The organism is Lentzea sp. NPDC092896 (genome assembly GCF_044754905.1).
Taxonomy (GTDB): domain Bacteria; phylum Actinomycetota; class Actinomycetes; order Mycobacteriales; family Pseudonocardiaceae; genus Lentzea.
In genome coordinates this window covers 225,595-245,740 of record NZ_JBIVPX010000010.1, presented here as the reverse complement: position 1 = coordinate 245,740, position 20,146 = coordinate 225,595, and the positions used below count along the sequence as shown (strand labels likewise).

Genomic DNA, 20,146 nt, shown 5'->3' with positions numbered 1-20,146 from the left:
CGATCGCGGCGAGGATGGCATCCATGAACCCATTCCGCGTGGACATCCCCGACGCCGACCTCGCCGACCTGCGCCACCGCCTCGCCGCGACGCGCTGGCCCGCCCAGTCCGGCACCGGCGGCTGGACCAGAGGCGTCCCCGTCGCCGAGCTGCAGGCCCTGGCCGCCTACTGGGCCGACGACTTCGACTGGCGCGCGATCGAGGCCGGCCTCAACGCCTTCCCGCAGTTCGTCACCGAGATCGACGGCCAGCCGATCCACTTCGTCCACGTCCGCAGCGCCCGCGAGGACGCCCTGCCGCTGCTGCTCATCCACGGCTGGCCCTCGACGTTCGCCGACTTCACCGCCGTGATCGCCGAACTCGCCCGCGACCACCACGTCGTCGTGCCGTCCATCCCCGGCTTCGGCTTCTCCACCCCGGTCACCGGCGCCTGGGACGTCTCCCGCACCGCCGCCGCGTTCACCACCCTGATGGACAGCCTCGGCTACGGCCGCTACGGCATCCAGTCCGGCGACGTCGGCGCGGGCATCGCCGGCGCCATGAGCCGCCTGACCCCGGCCGTGGCCGCGCTGCACGTCAACGGCCCCAGCTCCCACCCGTTCGGCGGCCCGCTGCCGCTCGACGGCCTGACCGGCGTCGAACTCGTGCGCGCCGAACGGTTCAACGACGCCGTCGCCACCGGTCTGGGCTACCTGCAGCTGATGTCCACCAAGCCCTGGACGATCGGCTTCTCCCTGACCGACTCACCAGCCGGCCTGCTGGCGTGGATCTTCGAGAAGTTCCAGGCCTGGAGCACGGAGGTCGACCGCGACGCCCTGCTCACCGCCGTGTCGATCCACTGGTTCACCGGCACCGGCGCCACCTCGGCCGAGTTCGTCTACGAGTCGATGAACGCGCCCGGCACCTGGGCGGCCGCGACCGCGCCCACCGGGTTCGCGACCTTCGGCGCCGACAACGGCATCCGCTCGCTGCTCGACCCCGGCCACGAGGTCGAGCACTGGACCGAGTACGACCGCGGCGGCCACTTCCCGGCCTCCGAGGTGCCCGACCTGTACGTGGCCGACGTCCGCGAGTACTTCTCGGCCTACCAGCAGGCCGAGTTCCACTGACCGATCACGCCTGGCCCGAGGCCTTGCGCGCCTCCAGCTCGACGCGGTCCCAGTGGGCCTGCCAGTCCTGCTGCGGCAGGTTCGAGTTGTTCGCGCGCAGGCCCGCGACCCCGTCGAGTCCCTCGCGCAGGATGTCGGCGTGCCCGGCGTGCCGGTTGACCTCGGCGATCTCGTGGACGAGCAGCAGGTGCAGCGTCACGTACTTGCGCTCCTCCGGCCACCACGGCACCACACCGGGCGCGTCGAGCGGCAGTTCCTCGATGCTGGTGTCGGCGAAGGCCGTCGCCCGCGCGAACAACGCCAGCACGTCCTCACGGGACTCCTCCGCCGTGGCGAACATGTCCGAGTTCGGGTCCGCGTCGACGTCGAACGGCAGCTTCTCGGGGAACGGCCGGCCCAGGCAGTCACCGAAGTAGCCCGCCTCGACCCCGGCCAGGTGCTTGACCAGGCCCAGCAGGTTCGTACCCGTCGGCGTCAACGGGCGGCGCACGTCGTACTCCGACAGGCCGTCGAGCTTCCACAGCAACGCCTCACGGGCGACCTTCAGATAGCGGTGCAGGTCGGCTTTCGGATCAGAGGCCATGCCCCTCACCCTCGCAGAGTCGCGTCGGCGGTGGCGGCGATTTCCTCCAGCCGGGCGCGGTGCCCGTCCCACCACCCGGCGGGCACCGGCGGCATGTTCGTGTTGCCGTCCTGCATGCCCGTCGCGCCGTCGATCAGCTCCCGCACCACGTCCGCGTGCCCGGCGTGCCGGTGCAGCTCGATCGACACCTGCACCAGGACCTGCCGCAACGTCACCTCCCGCCGCCCCTCCGACCACCACGACACCCGGCCCGGCGCGTCCAGAGGCAGCGCGGCGATCGTCGCGTCGGCGAACTCCCGCACCCGCCCGTAGAAGGCGACGACCGAGTTCCGCGACTCGCCGGTGTCGGCGAACATGTCCGACGCGGGCAGGGCGTCCGCCGTCGACCAGAGCGGCGGGTCGGGGAACGGCCGGTCGAACACGCGCCCGAAGTAGTTGAGCTCCACCCCGGCCGCGTGCTTCACCAGCCCCAGCAGATTGGTGCCCGTCGGCGTCAACGGGCGGCGCGCGTCGTACTCCGACAGGCCGTCGAGCTTCCACAGCAACGCCTCACGCGCCGCGGTCAGATACCGGTGCAGCAGAGCTTTTTCATCCACACGGCCCATCTCACCAGGTAACCCCATACGGATGGCGGGATGACAGCGTGCCTTCACACGCACTACACATTGCGGAGCCATGTCCCTGCCGTGGTACGAAAGGGTTGCCCTGCATGCGAAAGAGCCATCTCAGACCCCTGATCGGGGTCACCGTCGCCGCGAGCGTCGTGTTCGCCATGGGAGGCGTGCCCACCGGCGCGGCCCCCGGTGCCGAGGAAACGTCGACGAACTACCAGGTCAGCAACGTTCGCAGCGCTGAGCAGCGCAGCAAGCTCGCCAAGTCCGGTGCCGCGATCGACTCGGTCGAGGAGCACGGCATCGTCGTGATCACCGCGACCGCGCGCGAGGCGAAGAGCCTGAAGGCACAGGGGTTCGAGGTCACCGAGCTGCCCAAGCGGATGGAGGCGAACGCGGCGGTCGGGCCGTTCGACTTCCCCGCGGCGGACTCGAAATACCACAACTACGCCGAGATGACGACGGAGATCAACAACGCCGTCGCCGCGTACCCGAACCTGATCAGCAAGCAGGTCATCGGCAAGTCCTACGAGAACCGCGACATCGTCGCCCTCAAGATCAGCGACAACGTCGGCGTCGACGAGAACGAGCCGGAGGTGCTGTTCACGCACCACCAGCACGCCCGTGAGCACCTCACCGTCGAGATGGCGCTGTACCTGGTCAACCAGTTCACGACCCAGTACGCGTCCGACGCGCGCATCAAGGGCCTCGTGGACACCCGCGAGATCTGGATCATCCCGGACGTCAACCCCGACGGCGGCGAGTACGACATCGCGACCGGCAGCTACCGGTCCTGGCGCAAGAACCGGCAGCCCAACGCCGGTTCGTCCAACGTCGGCACCGACCTCAACCGCAACTGGGACTACAAGTGGGGCTGCTGCGGCGGTTCCAGCGGCAGCACCGGTTCCGAGACCTACCGCGGCCCGAGCGCGGCGTCCGCGCCCGAGGTCAAGGTCGTGTCCGACTTCGTGCGCGGCCGCAACGTCGGTGGCAAGCAGCAGATCGGCGCGTCCATCGACTTCCACACCTACAGCGAGCTCATCCTGTGGCCGTGGGGCTGGACCTACGACGACGTCGCGCCCGGCCTGACCCAGGACCAGCGCGACACGTTCGCCACCATCGGCCAGTCCATGGCGCAGAGCAACGGCTACACGCCCGAGCAGTCCAGCGACCTGTACATCACCGACGGTTCGATCCCCGACTGGCTGTGGGGCACGCAGGGCATCTTCGCCTACACCTTCGAGATGTACCCCGGCAGCGCCGGCGGCGGCGGCTTCTACCCGCCCGACGAGGTCATCCCGGCGCAGACCTCCCGCAACAAGGAGGCCGTGCTGCAGCTGCTGGAACGCGCCGACTGCCCGTACGAGGCCATCGGCAAGGAAGCGCAGTACTGCGGCGTCACCCCGCCCGGCCCGGGCAAGTTCTTCGAGAACGCCGCGGACTTCCAGATCGGGGACAACACCACGATCAACTCCCCGATCACGGTGTCCGAGGTGACCGGCAACGCGCCGTCGACCCTCAAGGTCGCGGTGGACATCAAGCACACCTACCAGGGCGACCTGAAGGTGGACCTGGTGGCACCGGACGGCACCGTCTACGTCCTGCACAACCGCGCGGGCGGCGGCACGGACAACATCAACACCACCTACACCGTCAACGCCTCCAGCGAGGTCGCCAACGGCACCTGGCAGCTGAGGGTCAACGACAACGCCAACCAGGACACCGGGTTCCTCGACAAGTGGAGCCTGCAGTTCTAGTGCGGTGAGTCAGGGCGCCGGTACGCCGGCGCCCTGACGCCCGTAGTCCTTCACGTGCATCGAGTCGTGCATTCGCACGCCCTTCGAGTTCAGCTTCGCCAGCGGCCGCACCGCCCACGACGGCAACGACGTCAGCAACTGCGCGCCTCGAACGAGCGCCGTCACCCCCAGTCGCGTGGACGGGATCAACGTCTTCGCCACACCGAGCGCGAACGCCCTGCTGCGGTGCACGATGTCGCGCATCTCGTTCTCGTACCGCGCGAACGCGGCCTCGTGGTCCGAACCTGTTGAGAGTTCGCCCGCCAGCACGTACGCGCCCAGCACCGCGAGACTCGTGCTGCCACCGACCGCCGGACCGGGGCAGTAGGCCGCGTCGCCGACCAGCGCCACCCGCCCGCGCGACCACGTGTCCTCGCGCAGCTGGGTGATCGAGTCGAAGTAGAACGCCCCGCCGTCCAGTCGCTCCAGCCACGAGTCGACCTCGGGGTGCATCCCCGCGAACGCCTCCCGCAGCAGCTGCTTCTGCCGCGCCACGTCCCGGTGGTGGTAGGAGAGTTCGGGCGAGCGGAACAGGAACACCGCGCGTGCGTCGTCCAGGTGCCGTGCGCCGTACACCGCCGCCGTACGTCCAGGCCCGATGTGCCCGGTCATCTCACCCGGCAGGCCCAATTCCTTCGGCACGGACAACACGGCCAGGTACGCGCCCACGAACGTCTTCTCGACTTCACCGAACACGAGCCGACGCACGTTCGAATGCAGCCCGTCCGCGCCGATGACCAGGTCGAACCGCCTCGGCGCACCGGTCTCGAAGCTCACCTCGTCACCGATGGACGTGATCGAGTCGCCGAACACGTACTCGACGTCGGCGCGCGTGGCGTCGTAGTAGATCTCGCTCAGGTCGTCGCGCATGACCTCCACGTGCCGGTCCGACGCGGCCGCGAACAGCTTCGTCACGTCGGCGCTGATCGGCTTGCGCGTGCCCTCCCGCAGGTACGTCAGCCGCGTGGTCCCGGTCGCCAGCGCCTCGATGCGCGGCAGCACCCCCATGCGTTCGGAGATGTCCATCGCCGGCTTGAACAGGTCCACCGCGTGCCCGCCGGTCTTGCGCAGCACCGGCGACCGCTCGACCACCGTCACCTCGTGCCCGTACCGCGTGAGCCAGTACGCCAGCACCGGACCAGCGACACTCGCCCCGGAAACGAGAACTCGCACGTCAACGCTCCTTACTTAACGGTCGGTAAGTGAACTGGCGCGAGCCTACACCCGCGACTTACCGATCGTTAAGTAAGATTCGGCGCGTGGCCAAGTCCGACACCAAGCAGCGGATCCTGCAGACCGCGCGGGAGCTGTTCGCTTCCCAGGGCGTGCAGCAGACCAGCCTGCAGGAGATCGCCGACCGCCTCGGCATCACCAAACCCGCGCTCTACTACCACTTCGCCTCACGCGAAGAGCTCATCCGCAGCATCGTCACCCCGCTGCTCGACGACGGCGAGGGGTTCCTCGCGCGCATGGAACAACGCCACGACGTGGCGGCGGTCGAGCTGATCGAGGGCTTCTTCGACTTCCACCACCGCCACCGCAAGGACATGATGCTGCTGCTCACCGAGCTGACCACGCTCGCGGAGCTGGGCCTGATCGACGTCGTGCTGTCCTGGCGCGCCCGGCTCACCCACCTCGTGTTCGGGCCGGAGGCGACGCTGGAACAGCAGACCAGGGCGGTGCTGGCGTTCGGCGGCATGCAGGACTGCACCATGCAGTTCCCCGACACCCCCGTCGACGAGCTGCGCGCGGCGACCGTCGCGGCCGCCCGCGCGGCCCTGGGCGTCTAGACCTTCTCCGTCGCGGGCTCCACGTCGCGGTTCGCCCGGTGCTGCTGGATCGAGTAGGCCAGCGCCGCCGCCCACACCACGTAGATCAGGCCGTAGATCGGCCACTTCACCGCGTCGCTCGCGTCGATCCAGTCGCTGCGCAGCAACGTGCGGACGTTGGTCAGGATGATCACGCCACCGACCGCGGAGCCGAGCACGCGCGGCGGGATGTGCCGCACCAGCCAGGCCGCGACCGGCGCGGCGATCAGGCCACCGGCCAGCAGCGCGAGCACCCACGTGAAGTTGACGCCCTCGTTGCCGATGCCCACGAAGAACCCGACGCTCGCGGCCACCGCGACGAGGAACTCGCTGGTGTCGATCGACCCGATCGTCTTGCGCGGCTCCAACCGGCCGCTGGCGAGGATCGCGGGCGTGCCGACCGGGCCCCAGCCACCGCCGCCGGTCGAGTCCACGAACCCGGCCACCAGGCCCAGCGGGGCCAGGAACCTCTTGCGCAGCGGCTTGCCCAGGTTCGTGCGCGGCAGCCCGAACGTCGTGAACCGGATCAGCACGTACAGACCCAGCACCAGCAGCACCAGCGACATCACCGGCGCGGCCACCTCGGTGGACAGGCTCGACAGGAACGTCGCCCCGGCGAACGCGCCCACGGCACCCGGGATGCCGATCTTCGCGACGACCTTCCAGTCCACGTTGCCGAACCGCCAGTGCGAGAACCCGGACGCCAGCGTCGTGCCGATCTCGGCCAGGTGCACCGTCGCCGACGCCGCGGCGGGGTTGGTGCCGATCGCGAGCAACAGGGTCGTCGAGGTCACGCCGTACGCCATGCCGAGGCTGCCGTCGACGAGCTGCGCGCCGAGGCCCACCAGCGCGAGGAGGATCAGTTGTCGCATGCCGGCCGTCCAATCAGTCGGGTCACACGCCATGATCCGGACGTCGGCAAGATCGGCCAACGGCGCCCACATGCCGGAACCCTTGGTGGCCAAGGGGTTGCCGATTCGCCCCGACGCGGCTAAAAGCCGCCGTTCGGTCGCTGTCGTCCAGCGTTCATGTGGACGAACATCACGCGATGGCCTTGCCAGGGAGCGCGATCACCCACCTGCGCGCCGCCATAGGATTCGGCTACACCTTCGTGCTCACGCTGCTGTCCGCAGTGGCGTCCGCGCGGCTCGCTGACCAGATGAGAACGGACTCTCGAAACCGCGTTCGGCTCGGCTGAGCGCGGGGTAGGGTCCGGACACCGATACACCGCCGGGAGAGACATGCGCGCCGTCGAGATCAGACCTGGGGTCCGGATCCGCTGGGTCGAAGTGCCGGGCGCCTCGCCCGCACGCGTCTACCTGCACGGACTGGGCGCCTCGTCGGCTCCCTACTACGCAGAAGCCGTCGCGCACCCGCTGCTGGCAGGGCGCCGCAGCCTGATGATGGACCTGCTCGGGTTCGGCATCAGCGACCGGCCCAGCGGCTTCGCCTACTCACTGGAAGGCCACGCCGACGCCCTCGCCGTGGCACTGGCCAAGATCGGGCTGCGCCGCAGCGAGATCATCGGCCACAGCATGGGCGGCGCCGTCGCCATCGTGCTCGCCGCGCGCCACCCCGAGATGGTGCGTTCCCTCGTGCTCGTCGACCCCCACATCGACCCGCACACCCCCTCGCTCGGCGCACCCGGCAGCCGGGGCATCGCCGCCTACGGGGAAGCCGACTTCCTGAGCCACGGCTTCGACCGCGTGCTGCGCGACGTCGGCCCGCACTGGGCCGCCACCATGCGCATGGCCGGCCGCGAAGCCCTCTACCGCAGCGCCGTCGACCTCGTCCGCGGCACCTCGCCCACGATGCGCAAGTTGTTGCTGGAACTGGAGATCCCGCGCGTCTTCCTGCACCCCGAGGACGCACCGCCCAGCGGCGGCCGCGAGCTCGCCGCGTCCGGTGTCCAGCTCGTCTCCGTGCCGAACACCGGCCACAACATCATGATCGACAACGTCGAGGGCTTCGCGCGCGCCGTCGCCCAGCAGCGCCTGTCGGTCTAGGGCGCGTCCGTCGGTCAGGCCCGGATCAGGTCTGCCGAGACCTGCCACAGGCGGTGTGCGACGGCCGGGTCCAGTGCCCATGCCTTCACCCCGTGCGGGTGGTCGGCAAGCGCGGAGTCGTCCGGCACCGTGTACGCCTCCTGGCCGTCATCGAGGTAATGGCCGCCTGTGCGAGCGAACTGCGGCGCCACCGCGGCGACGACGCTCGTCGCCGCGCCCTGCTCCACCGTCTTGTAGGTGAAGATGCCCGCGGCTTCGGCCGCGTCCAGCGATGCCTTCTGCTGTGGGGTGAAGTTGCGCTGCAGCCCGGTTGCGACGCCGCCGGGGTTGACGGTGTTCGTGTAGATCCCGTCGCCGGCCCAGCGGCGGGTCGCTTCCACCGAGAAGAGCGAGTTGGCCGTCTTCGACTGCGCGTAGGCGATCTGCGGGTCATACGGGCGGCGCTCGAAATGCAGGTCGTCGAAGTCGATGCCGGCGCGCATGTGCGCGGTCGAGCTGACCGAGACGATCCGCGTCTCGCCGCGTTGCGCCGCGCCGAGGGCCAGCGCCCGGTGCAGACCGGTGGCCAGGGCGAAATGACCGAGGTGGTTGGTCGCGAACTGCAGCTCCCAGCCTTGCGGGGTGCGGTCCAGTCCTGCGGTGACGACGCCCGCGTTGTTCACCAGCAGGTGAAGCGGTCCGTCCCAGCCCTCGACGAACCGGCGAACGGAGCCCAGATCAGCGAGGTCGAGCCGGGCGCCGGCAGCCGTGGTGGACGGGGTGCGGACAGCGAGTGTCACCTCCGCGCCGGCGGCGATCAGGGCGCGGGCGGTTTCAGCGCCGATGCCCGACGATGCCCCGGTCACGATCGCGCGGACGCCGTGGAGGTCCATGCCGGCGAGAACCTCGTCGGCGGTGCTGGCCGCGGTGAACGGCGTGGTGATCAGTTTGCTCGTGGCCATGCATCGACTATACAAACTAGACGGAACTTGTAAAGCGTGCTCAGCCCCAGTAGGGTCGCCGTGTGGTCGCCTCCGAACCTTCGAACGTCGCCGACACCGCCAGGCGGGATGCGGTGCTCGAGTCCGCGCTGCTGACGTTCGCCCGGCACGGTTACCGCAAGACCTCGATGGACGAGGTGGCCAGAGCGGCCCAGATCTCGCGCCCCGGTCTGTACTTCCTGTTCTCGTCCAAGCAGGACCTGTTCCGCGCCGCGGTCACCCGAGCGCTCGAAGAGGACCTCGTCGCGGTGGAGAAGATCCTCACCGACAGCGCAGAACCGCTGCGGGACAGGCTGATCGGCGCGTTCGACCAGTGGGCGGGCCGCTACGTGGGGCCGATGAGCAAAGACGTCCCCGAGGTGATCGAACAGAACCCCGACCTCCTCGGGCCGATCATCCACACAGCACCGAAGCGGTTCGAGGAGCTCGTCCTGACGGCATTGGGCGGAGCGGCCGAGACGGACGTCGCGCAGACGTTGATCAGCGCGTCCATCGGCGTGAAGCACCAGGTCGAGAGCCGGGAGTCGTACGTGTCCCGCATGACCACCGCGATCAGGCTCCTCGTTCCATCAGGGCGCGTCTAGTCCAGCTCGCGGCCGATCGCGCCGGCCAGCAGGTCCCGCGCGCGGTGCAGGGTGAGCGAGCCGCTGTGCCAGCGCTCGCTCAAGCCCTCGACCATCGCGGTGAGCCGTTCGGCTGCCGCCGCCGCGTCGAGGGCCGGATTCGCCTGGCGGACAAGGGTTTCGACGTCGGAGTTCCACGCCTCGGTGGCCGCGCGCAACGTGGCGCGCAGCTCCGGTTCGAACGCCGCGCTGGCCCGCAGCTCACCCCACGCGACGCTCGTCTCCCGCACGACCGAGTCGTCCTGCAGTTCGGCCAGCAGCATCTGCTCGACCTGCGCGCGCGGATCATCGGACTCCACGCCGCCGGTGTAGGACCGCGCCCGGTCGTTCACGTGCTCCAGCGCGGCCCGCAGGATCCCGGCGCGGTCCTTGAAGTGGTAGTAGATCAACGCCGTGGACACCCCGGCCTGCGCCGCGAGCTTCTCGACCCGCAACCCGCGCACGCCGTCCTGCGCGATCACCCGCACCGCGGCCTCGAGCATCTGGGTCCTGCGCTCCGACAAGACGACGTCCTTCCTAGCTGGGTTCCTGCTGCGTGGTGCAGTGGACACCACCACCGCCCGACGCGATGCCGTCGATGTTGATCTGCACCACCGTACGTCCGGGAAACAACCGCTCGAGCGTCGCCTTCGCCGCGGCGTCGGCCCGCCGGTCACCGAACTCCGGCCCGATCACCGCGCCGTTGCAGACGTAGAAGTTGATGTACCCGGCCGCGAAGTCCTCGTCACGCACCCGCACCGTCTCCGGCCCCTCCAGCACCTCGACCCGCAACGGCCGTCCTGCCGCGTCGTTGGCTGCCCTGAGGATCTCCAGGTGGCGGCGCGTCACGTCGTAGTCGAACGACTCGGGGTCGTTGTCCAGCCCCGCCACCACCACACCCGGCCCGGCGAACCGCGCGTAGAAATCGGTGTGCCCGTCGGTGATGTCGCGCCCGGCGATGCCCGGCAGCCAGATCACCTTCCGGATCCCGAGCAGGTGAGCGAGCTCCTGCTCGACGTCGGTCTTCTTCCAACCCCGGTTGCGGTTGCCATTGAGCACGCAGCTCTCGGTGATGATCGCCGTGCCCTCACCGTCGACCTCCAGCGCGCCACCCTCGAGCACCAGATCCGTGCGCACCCGCTCCGCACCGGCCTGGCCGGCGACGAACCCCGCCACCCGCGCGTCGCGGCGATGCTCCTGCTTGCCACCCCAGCCGTTGAAGTTGAAGTCGACCGCGCCACCGCCGCGCACGAACACCGGACCGGTGTCCCGCATCCACAGGTCGTCGAGCTCCGCGGTCACCAGCTCGACACCCGGCATCAGCGACCGCGCCAGCTCCAGGTCTTCGGCCCGCACCAGCATCGACACCGGCTCGAAGCGCGCGATCGTGGTCGCGATCGTCGCCTGGTCACGACGCACCTGGGGCAGCAGGTCCCGGCCCCAGATCCGGTCGCTGGCCGCGAACGCCATCCACGTCCGCCGATGCGGCTCGCCCTCCTCGGGCATCACCCACGACTTCTCCCCGGCCCCACTCGTGGTGGCACCACCGGTCTCGCTCCCGCAGCCGACGAGCAGACCGCTGATGGCCGCTGCCGCCGACTGCACGAAGTTGCGCCTGTTCATGCCTCCACGGTAAACCTGACTGAAATTTCAGTCAAACCGAAACCGCTGGTAGCAGCCGTGAAGGTGCATACAGAGGTCAGCGACGCCGGGAAGGTTCCGGCGTCCAGTGCGACGGCCGGGAGAGCGCATCGGGGAGCTTCGTCTTCGCGTTGCCGCGCGCGGCGTTGACCTGCGGCTGGGTCAGGAACAGGCACGTGCTCAGATCGGTGCCCGAAAGCTCCGCGCCCCGCAGGTCGGCGCCGATCATGTCCGCCCGTGACAGGTCGGAGTTCGTGAGATCCGCGCCGATCAGGTACGCGCCGCGGAAGTCCGCGCTGCTCAGGTTCTTGTTCCGCAGCCGCGCGCCGATCAGGTCCGCGCCCCGGTAGGACTTGGCGCTGGACCGCAGCCGTTCGCTGGTGCGCAGCAGCAGGACGTTGACCTTCGCCCGGATCTCCGCGACGTCGAGCGCCAGGACCTCGTCCGGTGCGGCAACGGTGTGCCGTTCGACCTCGGCGAACGCGGCGGCCAGGTCGTCGTGCGGGTCGAGACGGGCGGCCTCGGCGAGGTACCAGAGCAGTTCGTGCAACTGCCGGACCACGGGGAACACCACGAACATCTTCTCGCGCTCGGCGACGCGCCAGTCGACGCCGGCGAACACCGTCTGCGACACCCGCTGGCCGGCGCCGAAGCAGTCGTAGACCGTGCAGCCGGCATAACCCTTGGGCCGCAACTGGTCGTGGATGCCGCACCGGTGATCGGCCAGCAGGTTCCGGCACGGCGTGCCCGCGTCCTTGGTGGCCGCGAAGTCCGCCGACTTCGCGAACGGCAGCGCGACGCAGCACAACCCGAAGCAGTTGGCGCAGTCGCCTTTCAGCTCTTCCATCGCCTGGTCAGCCTACTGGGTCCCCGGTGAGCAACCGGACCTCCGCGGTCACGGCCACCGCGTCCGCCGGACGCGTGCCCCGGTCGCGGTAGCGGAACAGCAGCCGCCGGATCGACGCGCCGATCTCCGTCATCTCCTGCGGCGTCACGTGGATGAGCGCGCTGAACGACTCGTCCGGCGCAGGCTCGTCCTCGGTCTCCCACCGCAGCTGCCACGGCCGTGCCTTGCCGCCCTGGTGCGGCGCCTCCTCGATCAACCCCAACTCGGCGAGCCGGCGCAGGTGGAACGAGCACAACCCGGAGCTCTGCCCGAGCCGTGCGGCGGCCTGGGTGGAGGTCAGCGTTCCGTGCTCGGCCAGCAGGTCCAGCAAGGCGATGCGCACGGGATGGTCCGGAAGCGGCCGTCGAGACATGAACGCACCCTACCGAATGCTTTGCAAAGACTGCTACTTTGCAAAGCATGTCCGAGATCCACCGAGGCGCACCGCGCCGCATCACCGTCGTCGGCGAAGAGATCCTGACCCGCCGCTGCCGCGAGGCCACCGAGTTCGGCACACCGGAGCTCGCCCGGCTGATCGAGGACATGTTCGCCACCAATCACGTAGCCGAGGGCGCCGCCATCGCCGCGAACCAGGTCGGCGTCGACCTGCAGCTGTTCGTGTGGGACATGCGCGACGAACGGGGCACCCGCCACACCGGCCACGTCCTCAACCCCGTGCTCGACGACCTCCCCGCCAACCAGCGCACGTTGCTCGAGGAACCAGAAGGCTGCCTGTCCGTGCCGGGCCCGTACCGCGTGGTCGCCCGCCCCGACCGCGCCGTCGTGCGCGGCCAGGACCAGGACGGCGCCCCGATCGTGGTCGAGGGCAGGGGCTACTTCGCCCGCTGCCTGCAACACGAGACCGACCACCTGCACGGCAGGCTCTACCTGGACCGCCTCACCCAGCGCGAACGCAAGTCCGCACTGCGCGAGATGGCCGCCTCTCAGGACGAGGTCTTCGCCCGCCGCGCCGCCCGAAGCTCCTCCGCCGCCTCGTCCAGCTGACGCTCGGCCCGTTCAGCGCGCGTCAACGTCTGAGCACGCGCGTCCTCCACGACGGCGAGCGTCTGCCTCACCGCCGCCACCTGTTCCGCGCTCTCCTGCCGGACCTGCGCGAACCGCGTCTCGAACTCCGCGCGTGACCGCTCCAACTCCGTGCGGGCGTCCGCCGCGGCCTGCTCGGCCCGTTCCGCGCGCACCAGCGCCTGGTCACGAGCCTTGGCAGCCCGGCTGACGGTCTCCGTTGCCTCGGTGCGCGCCTTCTCCACCTGCGCCGCCGCGTCACCGCGCACCTGGTCAGCGGCCTGACTAGCGGCGAGCACGTCGGCCTTGGCCTGCTGCACCAGCGCCTGCGCCTCCGCGCGAGCCCGGTCCACCTCGCCCTGCGCCTCGGCACGAACCCGCTCGACCTCGGCCTGGGCTTCGGCGCGTGCCTGTTCGATCTCCTTGGCCGCCTGCCGCCGAGCCTGCTCGGCGTGCTTCACCGCGTCGGCCTTGGCCTGCTCCGCCTCGCCCCGGATCTCCTCGATCAGCGCCGCCGCCTGCACCCGAACCTCGGCGACCTCCGCCTCGGCCCGCTCACCGGCAGCCCGCGCGGCCTCCCGGGCCTCGTCCCGTTCCGTCACGGCGGTGTCCACGGCGTCGTCGGCTTCCTCCGCCGCCCGGACCGCCTGCTCGGTGGTCTCCTCAGCTGCCTTGCGCGCCCGTTCCGCGTCGTGCCGGCGACGTTCGGCGGAGGCCAGTTCGGACTGCGCCTCCGCGACCCGCCGCGCGGCCTCGGCCTCGGCGGCCTGGATCTGACTCTCGGCGACGCTGGGGTCCGCCATGGCGTTCAGCTCGCCGACGGCCCGCCCGAGGGTCTGCGTCATCTGCTCCGACAGCACCCGGAACCGGTCGAGAAGCTCTTCAGCTCTGATCTTGGCGGTACCGGAGACCCTCGGGAGATTCGTCACGGTGACGACCTCCAGGTTTTGCTCGGGGGTTTCCGCCAGCCGCTGCCGCTCCCGCCACGCCCTCCAGCGCGTGTGCTCGGGCAGGTCGCAGTACTCCGAAGGCCTGCCGGGCCCGCCACCTCGAAAAACGGGGCGCTCACAGCCGGGAAAGTTACAGCTCGTCTCCACGGCAATATCGTAGCAGAATAACGTGTGCACTAACGTTAACCAACGCAACGCTACTCAATTGGGCATGAGAAGTCTGGCCGCCGATAAGTGAACATTATCGGCGGCCAGGATCCGACGGGATTGGATCGCGGACGGGACCGGCCCCGCTGGCTTCGCGATCTGATTCGCCCATGAAAAACTGGTAGGTGCCGCTTGTGGGGTCACGACGGCGGTCAGCACGTCCAGTCCAGTCGCCGACACCTACCTCGCTGCCCGCGGCCACCGGAGCCAGACTCACCCTGAACTCGGTCGGCAACGGCTCTGTGACCTTGGCTTTCTCGCCGACCGCCATCAACTTCTCGACCGACTGCGACCCGATCAACGCCTGCCTCAACAGCGGCACGCTGGTCGATGGAACCCAGGGCATCGTGATGACCATTCGGGTCGGTGCGAAGGCGACCTTCAACAAGGTGACCGTGGTGGTCGTCGCCGTGGTGGGTGCTTCGGCCGTGCTGCGGATCTCGCCCGCATAGATCAGCCGGTGCCGACCGCACGCAAGGTCGCGAGAACCAGCGCACGGGCGACGGTGACGACCTCGCTCAGCAGAACCTGCTCCCGGGGACCGTGGGCCAGCCGCACGTCACCGGGCCCGTACTGCAGAGTGGGGATCCCCGCACCCGCGTACAACCGCAGATCGCTGCCGTACGGAGCGCCCTGTTCGGCGGGACGCGAGGCTCGGGTGACGTTGGCGTGCGCGGTACCGACCAGCCCGGCGAGGGGGTGCCCCACCGGCAACCGGCCGCTGGCGAACTGTCCGCCAGGCCACGTCACGACGGCAGGGTGCGCCCGCAACCACGGGTCGTCCGCACAAGCCTCGGCCACGCACGCCTCAAGATCAGCGCGAGCACGAGCGGGGTCCTCCCCCAGCGCCACGCCCAGCCGCCCCTCGGCCACCAGCAGGTCCGGCACGCTGCTCGCCCAGTCCCCTGCCTGGACGGTGCCGACCGACAGCGGGTACGGGATCGGGTACGCCGACATGAGCGGGTCGGCGTCGACGTTGCGGCGCGTCTCCAGCCGGGCGAGTGCGGCGTGGATCGGCAGGTAGGCGTCGAAGGCGCTGACCCCGGCGTACCGGGTGCTGCCGTGCGTGGCCTGGCCGGGTACTTCGATGCGGAACGTGAGCGCACCACCGTTGGCGACCATCAAGGCGCCGCCGGTCGGTTCGGTGATGATGCACGCGTCGCCGGTGTGGCCACGCTGGAGCGTGCCGAACGCACCGAGTCCGCCGTCCTCCTCGCTGACCACGAAGTGCACGGCGACCTGGCCGCGCAACCGAGTCGCCCGGATCGCGGACACCGCGGCGAGGATCGCGACCACGCCCGCTTTCATGTCGCACGCGCCGCGCCCGTGCACGACGTCGCCCACCACCCGCGGGCGGAACGGATCCCCGTCCCACTGAGCCAGGTCACCGGGCGGGACGACGTCGACGTGCCCCTGCAGGATCAGCGTCGGACCATCGTTCTTCCCGGTACCTCCGACCAGGCCCCATGCCTCGGTGCGCGATGCCTCGCCGCCGGGGAAGTCCGCGTGGGCGCGCAGTTCGGGCAGGTTCATCGACCACAGGTCGACGTCCAGGTCCAGCTGTTCCAGGTGCCCGGCCAGCACGTGCTGCAACTCGGACTCGGCGGCGGTGCCGGTCACGCTCGGCACCGCGAGAAGGTCCAGCAGGAGCCGGCCGATCGCCGTCTCGTCCACGGCCGCCAGTGCGGCCGCCTCGACATCGTTGATGGTCACAGGCCGGAGGTTAGGGTCGCTCACCTGCGCAAACAATCGGCAGAAGCAGCGTTCGGCGGTGCATCCTTTGCAAAGAACAGGGCTCTGTGGCAATTCTTTGCGCATGGACGACATCGACCAGGCGATCATCCGGTGCGTGCTGCGCGACGCCCGTGCCACGTACGCGGAGATCGGCAAGGCGGCCGGACTGTCCCCGTCCGCCGCCAAGAGACGTCTCGACCGCCTGGTCGCCACCGGCGCGATCCGCGGCTTCAGCGCGTTGGTGGATCCGCAGGCGATGGCGTGGCACACCGAGGCGTTCGTGGAGGTGTACTGCAAGGGCAACCCGACGCCGGCCGAACTGACCAAGGCGCTGCACGACATTCCCGAGGTCATCGAGGCGTGCACGGTCTCCGGCGCCGCCGACGCGATGCTCTACATGCTCGCGAGGGACATCCCGCACCTGGAACAGGCCATCCAGCGCGTGCGCGCGACCGCACCCGTGGACCGCACCGAGAGCGCGATAGTGCTGTCGCGACTGCTGACCCGGCCACGTCTGTAGTGGTCAACTCCGGCCAAGACGCAGGTTCGCCTCGTCCGCGGCCGCGGTCATCCGGGCCAGGAACGTCGCGACGGTGCGGAGTTCGGCCGGCGGTGTCGTGTGCAGGACGTTCGCGATCTCGGCGCCGGCGAGGCCGAGGAACTCGCGGGCGCGATCCCGGGCGGCCGGCGTGGGGCGCAGGGTGACGCGGCGGCGGTCGGTGCTCTCCCGCGTGCGGTGGACGTGACCTGCGGCTTCGAGCCGGTTGAGCAGGATGGTGGTCGCGCCCGTCGTCATGCCGATCTGCCGGGACAGTCGCGCCGGGGACAGCGGGGCGTTCGTCTCGGCCGCCCAGATGATCTGGCCCAGCGCGTTGGCGTCGGCTCCCGGCAGTCGCATCCAGGTGGCGAGGTGCTGGTTGAGCTCACCGAAGTCGATCACCCAGTCGCGCAGGCGATGCATCACCTCGATCTGTGCCGGCGTCCAGTCCGCGGTCAGCGGATCGCTCTCTGTCATGCACGCGCCTTAGCTCCGAAGTAGCTTTGCAGCAAAGCTACTGACAGGGGAGTTTCAGATGGCTGCACGACACGCGGTGATCTCCGGTGCGAGCATCGCCGGCCTCTCGGCCGCGTTCTGGCTGCGGCGCACGGGATGGCAGGTGACCGTGCTGGAACGGGCCGCGGAGTTCCGCGACGGCGGGCAGAACGTCGACGTCCGCGGCGTCGGACGTGAGGTGCTCGCCAGGATGGAACTGGCCGAGGCCGTGAAGGCGCAGAACACCACCGAGACGGGCACGGTCTTCGTCGACACGAACGGCCGCGTGCTCGCCGAGCTGCCCTCCACCGGACCGGACAGCGCCACCGCCGAGTTCGAGGTCCTGCGCGGCGACTTCGCCCGCACGATCCTGGAGCACCTGCCGGAAGGTGTCGAGATCACCTACGGCGACACCATCACCGAGGTGGCCGACGGCGCCGACGCGGTCACCGTCACCACCGCCTCGGGCCGCGTCCTGAGCGCTGACCTGCTGGTTGTCGCCGAGGGAGTCCGCTCGGCCACCCGCGACAAGCTCTTCGGCGACCTGGTCGACCGCCGCGACCTCGGCATCTCCATGGTCTTCGGCACGATCCCGCGCACGGCCTCCGACGACAGCCGGTGGCGCTGGTACACCACCACGGAGGGACGTCAGGTCCACCTGCGCCCGGACAACCACGGCACCACCCGCGCCATGCTCGCCCACGCCCGATCCGCGGACGTCACCCGGCTCGATCGCGCGGACGCCCTGGCCGAGTTCCGGCACCACTTCGCCGACGCGGGCTGGGAGGCTCGTCGCGTGCTCGACGGGTTCGACACCTCCGCCGACGTCTACGTCGACCACCTCACCCAGATCCGCATGCCCGTGTGGCACCGCGGGCGGGTGTGCCTGACCGGTGACGCGGCCTGGTGCGTGACCCCGATGGGCGGAGGTGGCGCCTCGCTCGCGCTCGTGAGCGGATACGTGCTGGCAGCGTGCCTGTCCACGTCGGGAGACCGGCTCGAGGAAGGGCTCGCGGCCTACGACGAGTGGATGCGGCCGCTCGTCGACGACGTCCAGACCCTCCCGCGCTGGATCGTGCCGATCGCCTACCCCCGCACCCGGCTCGGGCTGGCCCTGCGCCGCCTGGCGGACAAGGCCATGACCTCGTCGCTGCTGTCTCCCCTGACGGCGAAGTTCACCCAGGTCGCCGACACCCCCAGGGCTCTTCCGCCCATCGGGGCGGCGCACTCCTAGGACTCGGTCGGACACGTGTGATCACTATCGTCGAGGCGTGACCTTCCCACTGGAGCCCACGCCGATCCACGTGTCCGACGAGGTCCTCGACGACCTGCGCGCCCGCCTCGCGCTGACCCGTTCACCGCTGGACGAGGGCAACGAGGACTGGTCCTACGGCGTTCCAGCGAGCTACCTGCGCGAACTGGTCGACCACTGGCGAGACGGCTTCGACTGGCGCCAGGCCGAGGCCGCCATCAACACCTACGAGCACTACGAGGTGACGGTCGCCGGCGTCCCGATCCACTTCATGCGCAAGCCCGGCCGCGGCGCGCGCCCGATCCCGTTGATCCTCACGCACGGCTGGCCGTGGACGTTCTGGCACTGGTCGAAGGTGGTCGACGCGCTCGCCGACGACTTCGAGGTCATCGTGCCGTCGTTGCCGGGCTTCGGTTTCCCCGGTCCGCTCACCGGCTTCCCGGACGTCAACTTCTGGAAGGTCGCCGACCTCTGGCACACCCTGATGACCGAGACCCTCGGCCACGAGAAGTACGCGGCCGGCGGCTGCGACATCGGCGGGATCATCTCCAGCCAGCTCGGCCACAAGTACGCCGACTCGTTGCACGGCATCCACATCGGCTCAGGGCTGCCGCTCGACTTCTTCACCGGCGACCGGGCCTGGGACTTCGCCCGCAACCGCCCGCTGCCCGACGACCCGGATGCCCGCGCCCGCACCATCGAACTCGACCACCGCTGGGCACCGCACCTCACCGCGCACATGCTGGACGGCGCGACCCTCGCCCACGGCCTGAGCGACTCGCCGGCGGGCCTGCTCGCCTGGCTGCTGGAACGCTGGAACTCGTGGAGCGACAACGGCGGCGACGTCGAGTCGGTCTTCACCAGGGACGACCTGCTCACCCACGCCACGATCTTCTGGGCGAACAACTCCATCGCCACGTCGATGCGCTACTACGCCAACGCCAACCGCTACCCGTGGACGCCGTCGCACGACCACAGGCCGGTCGTGCAGGCGCCGACCGGCCTCACCTTCGTCACCTACGAGAACCCGCCCGGCATCCACACCGCCGCCGAACGCGTTCAGGCGTTCAAGTCCGGACCGCTGGCCGGCTACTTCAACCACGTCAACGTGAACGCCCACGAGCACGGCGGCCACTTCATCCCGTGGGAGAACCCGGACGCGTGGGTCAGCGACCTGCGCCGCACGTTCAGCGCGCTACGGGGAAGTTGAAGTACGTGTCGGGGAACGGCTCGTCGTTGAGCGTGAAGTGCCACCACTCCTCGGCCAGGTTGCGGAACCCGGCGCCGACCATCGCCGACTTGAGCAGCTGCCGGTTCTCCCGCGCCTGCCCGGTCACGCGCGGGTCGTCGGTGTGCGAGAGCGTGTCGAAGCAGTCGTAGCCGGTGGCCATGTCGACGGTGTTGTCGGGGAACCGGTCGGGCGCGGCGCAGTCCACCAGCCGTTCGCCGGGCACGTACGGGCGTTGGTGCCGTGCGGGCAACTTCACGATGGTCAGGTCGAGCGTCGACCCGCGGCTGTGGCCAGACTTCTCGGCGATGTAGCCGTCCTCGAACAACCGCGTCTTGTCGACGCGCGGGTAGAACTCGGGCTTCATCCGCTGGTCAGCGAGGTCGCGGGCCCACCGCACGAAGTGGTCGACGGCGCGTTGCGGCCGGTAGCAGTCGTAGACCTTGAGCGTGTAGCCCTGTTTGAGCATCTCGCGCTGCACGGTCCGCAACGCCTTCGCGGCCTGCTTCGTGAGGATGCACAGGGGCGCGCGGTAGCCGTCGATGCGGGTGCCGACGAAGTTGTGCGCGGTGTAGTAGCGGATGTCGTGCTGGATGGTCGGGTCGACGTCGCGCAGCACGACGAACCCGCTGGTGGCGTGCGCGGGCGTGGCGACGGAGATGGTCAGCAGCAGGGAGAGCAGCAGGGCTCGCATGGA

General features: G+C 69.8%; 24 protein-coding genes and 1 pseudogene. 12 read left to right on the top strand and 13 right to left on the bottom strand.

Going from position 1 to position 20,146, the window contains the following annotated elements:
- Positions 1-23: 23 nt before the first annotated feature.
- Entirely contained in the window at positions 24-1,109 is a 1,086-nt protein-coding gene (locus tag ACIQF0_RS38170) for an epoxide hydrolase family protein (protein WP_401038159.1), read from the top strand.
- Positions 1,110-1,113: 4 nt separating this feature from the next.
- Here the strand turns inward: ACIQF0_RS38170 and ACIQF0_RS38165 are convergent, their stop codons facing one another.
- Positions 1,114-1,692 (bottom strand): DinB family protein, encoded by a 579-nt coding sequence (locus ACIQF0_RS38165; protein WP_401038156.1) that lies wholly within the window; start codon positions 1,690-1,692, stop codon positions 1,114-1,116.
- A gap of 5 nt (positions 1,693-1,697) precedes the next feature.
- Entirely contained in the window at positions 1,698-2,297 is a 600-nt protein-coding gene (locus ACIQF0_RS38160; RefSeq protein ID WP_401038153.1) for a DinB family protein, read from the bottom strand.
- 131 nt (positions 2,298-2,428) lie between these two features.
- Between ACIQF0_RS38160 and ACIQF0_RS38155 the strand changes: the two are divergent.
- Both ACIQF0_RS38155 and ACIQF0_RS38150 read left to right on the top strand, forming a co-directional pair.
- Positions 2,429-3,655, top strand: a pseudogene (locus ACIQF0_RS38155) (M14 family metallopeptidase); the annotation flags it as partial.
- On the top strand, positions 3,632-4,060 hold the full coding sequence (locus ACIQF0_RS38150) for a proprotein convertase P-domain-containing protein (protein WP_401038572.1): 429 nt from the start codon (positions 3,632-3,634) through the stop codon (positions 4,058-4,060). The pseudogene ACIQF0_RS38155 and the gene ACIQF0_RS38150, both read left to right, overlap by 24 nt.
- Positions 4,061-4,069: 9 nt before the next feature.
- Here ACIQF0_RS38150 and ACIQF0_RS38145 read toward each other — a convergent pair whose 3' ends face one another.
- Positions 4,070-5,272 carry an FAD-dependent monooxygenase gene (locus tag ACIQF0_RS38145; protein WP_401038150.1) on the bottom strand — a complete coding sequence of 401 codons (1,203 nt, stop codon included), beginning with the start codon at positions 5,270-5,272 and terminating at the stop codon, positions 4,070-4,072.
- Positions 5,273-5,358: 86 nt separating this feature from the next.
- On the opposite strand from ACIQF0_RS38145, the gene ACIQF0_RS38140 reads away from it, so the two are divergent.
- Entirely contained in the window at positions 5,359-5,889 is a 531-nt protein-coding gene (locus ACIQF0_RS38140) for a TetR/AcrR family transcriptional regulator (RefSeq protein ID WP_401038147.1), read from the top strand.
- Here the strand turns inward: ACIQF0_RS38140 and ACIQF0_RS38135 are convergent.
- Complete coding sequence (locus tag ACIQF0_RS38135) at positions 5,886-6,851, bottom strand: sulfite exporter TauE/SafE family protein (RefSeq protein WP_401038144.1); 966 nt, start codon at positions 6,849-6,851, stop codon at positions 5,886-5,888. The genes ACIQF0_RS38140 and ACIQF0_RS38135 overlap by 4 nt on opposite strands.
- Before the next feature lie 104 nt (positions 6,852-6,955).
- Here ACIQF0_RS38135 and ACIQF0_RS38130 point away from each other — a divergent pair, with 104 nt between their 5' ends.
- The gene (locus tag ACIQF0_RS38130) at positions 6,956-7,105 is read left to right on the top strand and encodes a hypothetical protein (RefSeq protein WP_401038141.1); all 150 of its coding nucleotides are present in this window, start codon (positions 6,956-6,958) and stop codon (positions 7,103-7,105) included.
- 43 nt (positions 7,106-7,148) lie between these two features.
- Complete coding sequence (locus ACIQF0_RS38125) at positions 7,149-7,913, top strand: alpha/beta hydrolase (protein ID WP_319980564.1); 765 nt, start codon at positions 7,149-7,151, stop codon at positions 7,911-7,913.
- Positions 7,914-7,927: 14 nt separating this feature from the next.
- Here the strand turns inward: ACIQF0_RS38125 and ACIQF0_RS38120 are convergent, their stop codons facing one another.
- A complete protein-coding gene (locus tag ACIQF0_RS38120) occupies positions 7,928-8,854 on the bottom strand; it encodes an SDR family NAD(P)-dependent oxidoreductase (RefSeq protein ID WP_401038138.1) in 927 nt (308 codons plus the stop codon).
- A 62-nt stretch (positions 8,855-8,916) separates the two neighbouring features.
- Here ACIQF0_RS38120 and ACIQF0_RS38115 point away from each other — a divergent pair, with 62 nt between their 5' ends.
- Positions 8,917-9,477 (top strand): TetR/AcrR family transcriptional regulator, encoded by a 561-nt coding sequence (locus ACIQF0_RS38115; protein WP_401038135.1) that lies wholly within the window; start codon positions 8,917-8,919, stop codon positions 9,475-9,477.
- Here ACIQF0_RS38115 and ACIQF0_RS38110 read toward each other — a convergent pair.
- From ACIQF0_RS38110 to ACIQF0_RS38095, 4 genes are all read right to left on the bottom strand, one after another.
- The gene (locus ACIQF0_RS38110; protein WP_401038132.1) at positions 9,474-10,019 is read right to left on the bottom strand and encodes a TetR/AcrR family transcriptional regulator; all 546 of its coding nucleotides are present in this window, start codon (positions 10,017-10,019) and stop codon (positions 9,474-9,476) included. The genes ACIQF0_RS38115 and ACIQF0_RS38110 overlap by 4 nt on opposite strands.
- Positions 10,020-10,032: 13 nt before the next feature.
- A complete protein-coding gene (locus tag ACIQF0_RS38105) occupies positions 10,033-11,118 on the bottom strand; it encodes an agmatine/peptidylarginine deiminase (protein WP_401038130.1) in 1,086 nt (361 codons plus the stop codon).
- Between the two features lie 76 nt (positions 11,119-11,194).
- A complete protein-coding gene (locus ACIQF0_RS38100) occupies positions 11,195-11,983 on the bottom strand; it encodes a pentapeptide repeat-containing protein (protein ID WP_401038127.1) in 789 nt (262 codons plus the stop codon).
- Between the two features lie 7 nt (positions 11,984-11,990).
- Positions 11,991-12,395, bottom strand: a complete 405-nt coding sequence (locus ACIQF0_RS38095; protein WP_401038125.1) for a helix-turn-helix domain-containing protein — start codon at positions 12,393-12,395, stop codon at positions 11,991-11,993.
- A 47-nt stretch (positions 12,396-12,442) separates the two neighbouring features.
- Here ACIQF0_RS38095 and def point away from each other — a divergent pair, with 47 nt between their 5' ends.
- A complete protein-coding gene (gene def, locus ACIQF0_RS38090; RefSeq protein ID WP_401038123.1) occupies positions 12,443-13,027 on the top strand; it encodes a peptide deformylase in 585 nt (194 codons plus the stop codon).
- On the opposite strand, the gene ACIQF0_RS38085 is transcribed toward def, so the two are convergent.
- The gene (locus ACIQF0_RS38085; RefSeq protein ID WP_401038121.1) at positions 12,967-14,142 is read right to left on the bottom strand and encodes a hypothetical protein; all 1,176 of its coding nucleotides are present in this window, start codon (positions 14,140-14,142) and stop codon (positions 12,967-12,969) included. The two genes, def and ACIQF0_RS38085, sit on opposite strands and share 61 nt — an antisense overlap.
- A 302-nt stretch (positions 14,143-14,444) precedes the next feature.
- On the opposite strand from ACIQF0_RS38085, the gene ACIQF0_RS38080 reads away from it, so the two are divergent.
- The gene (locus ACIQF0_RS38080) at positions 14,445-14,654 is read left to right on the top strand and encodes a hypothetical protein (RefSeq protein ID WP_401038119.1); all 210 of its coding nucleotides are present in this window, start codon (positions 14,445-14,447) and stop codon (positions 14,652-14,654) included.
- A 1-nt stretch (position 14,655) separates the two neighbouring features.
- On the opposite strand, the gene ACIQF0_RS38075 is transcribed toward ACIQF0_RS38080, so the two are convergent.
- Positions 14,656-15,915, bottom strand: a complete 1,260-nt coding sequence (locus ACIQF0_RS38075; RefSeq protein WP_401038118.1) for an ArgE/DapE family deacylase — start codon at positions 15,913-15,915, stop codon at positions 14,656-14,658.
- Positions 15,916-16,018: 103 nt separating this feature from the next.
- Between ACIQF0_RS38075 and ACIQF0_RS38070 the strand changes: the two genes are divergently transcribed.
- Positions 16,019-16,456, top strand: a complete 438-nt coding sequence (locus tag ACIQF0_RS38070; protein WP_401038115.1) for an Lrp/AsnC family transcriptional regulator — start codon at positions 16,019-16,021, stop codon at positions 16,454-16,456.
- A gap of 3 nt (positions 16,457-16,459) precedes the next feature.
- Here the strand turns inward: ACIQF0_RS38070 and ACIQF0_RS38065 are convergent, their stop codons facing one another.
- Positions 16,460-16,951 carry a MarR family transcriptional regulator gene (locus ACIQF0_RS38065; protein ID WP_360036588.1) on the bottom strand — a complete coding sequence of 164 codons (492 nt, stop codon included), beginning with the start codon at positions 16,949-16,951 and terminating at the stop codon, positions 16,460-16,462.
- A gap of 58 nt (positions 16,952-17,009) precedes the next feature.
- On the opposite strand from ACIQF0_RS38065, the gene ACIQF0_RS38060 reads away from it, so the two are divergent.
- On the top strand, positions 17,010-18,203 hold the full coding sequence (locus ACIQF0_RS38060) for an FAD-dependent oxidoreductase (protein ID WP_401038113.1): 1,194 nt from the start codon (positions 17,010-17,012) through the stop codon (positions 18,201-18,203).
- Between the two features lie 37 nt (positions 18,204-18,240).
- The gene (locus ACIQF0_RS38055; RefSeq protein ID WP_401038110.1) at positions 18,241-19,431 is read left to right on the top strand and encodes an epoxide hydrolase family protein; all 1,191 of its coding nucleotides are present in this window, start codon (positions 18,241-18,243) and stop codon (positions 19,429-19,431) included.
- Here the strand turns inward: ACIQF0_RS38055 and ACIQF0_RS38050 are convergent.
- The gene (locus ACIQF0_RS38050) at positions 19,409-20,143 is read right to left on the bottom strand and encodes a M15 family metallopeptidase (RefSeq protein WP_401038108.1); all 735 of its coding nucleotides are present in this window, start codon (positions 20,141-20,143) and stop codon (positions 19,409-19,411) included. The genes ACIQF0_RS38055 and ACIQF0_RS38050 overlap by 23 nt on opposite strands.
- Positions 20,144-20,146 lie beyond the last annotated feature (3 nt).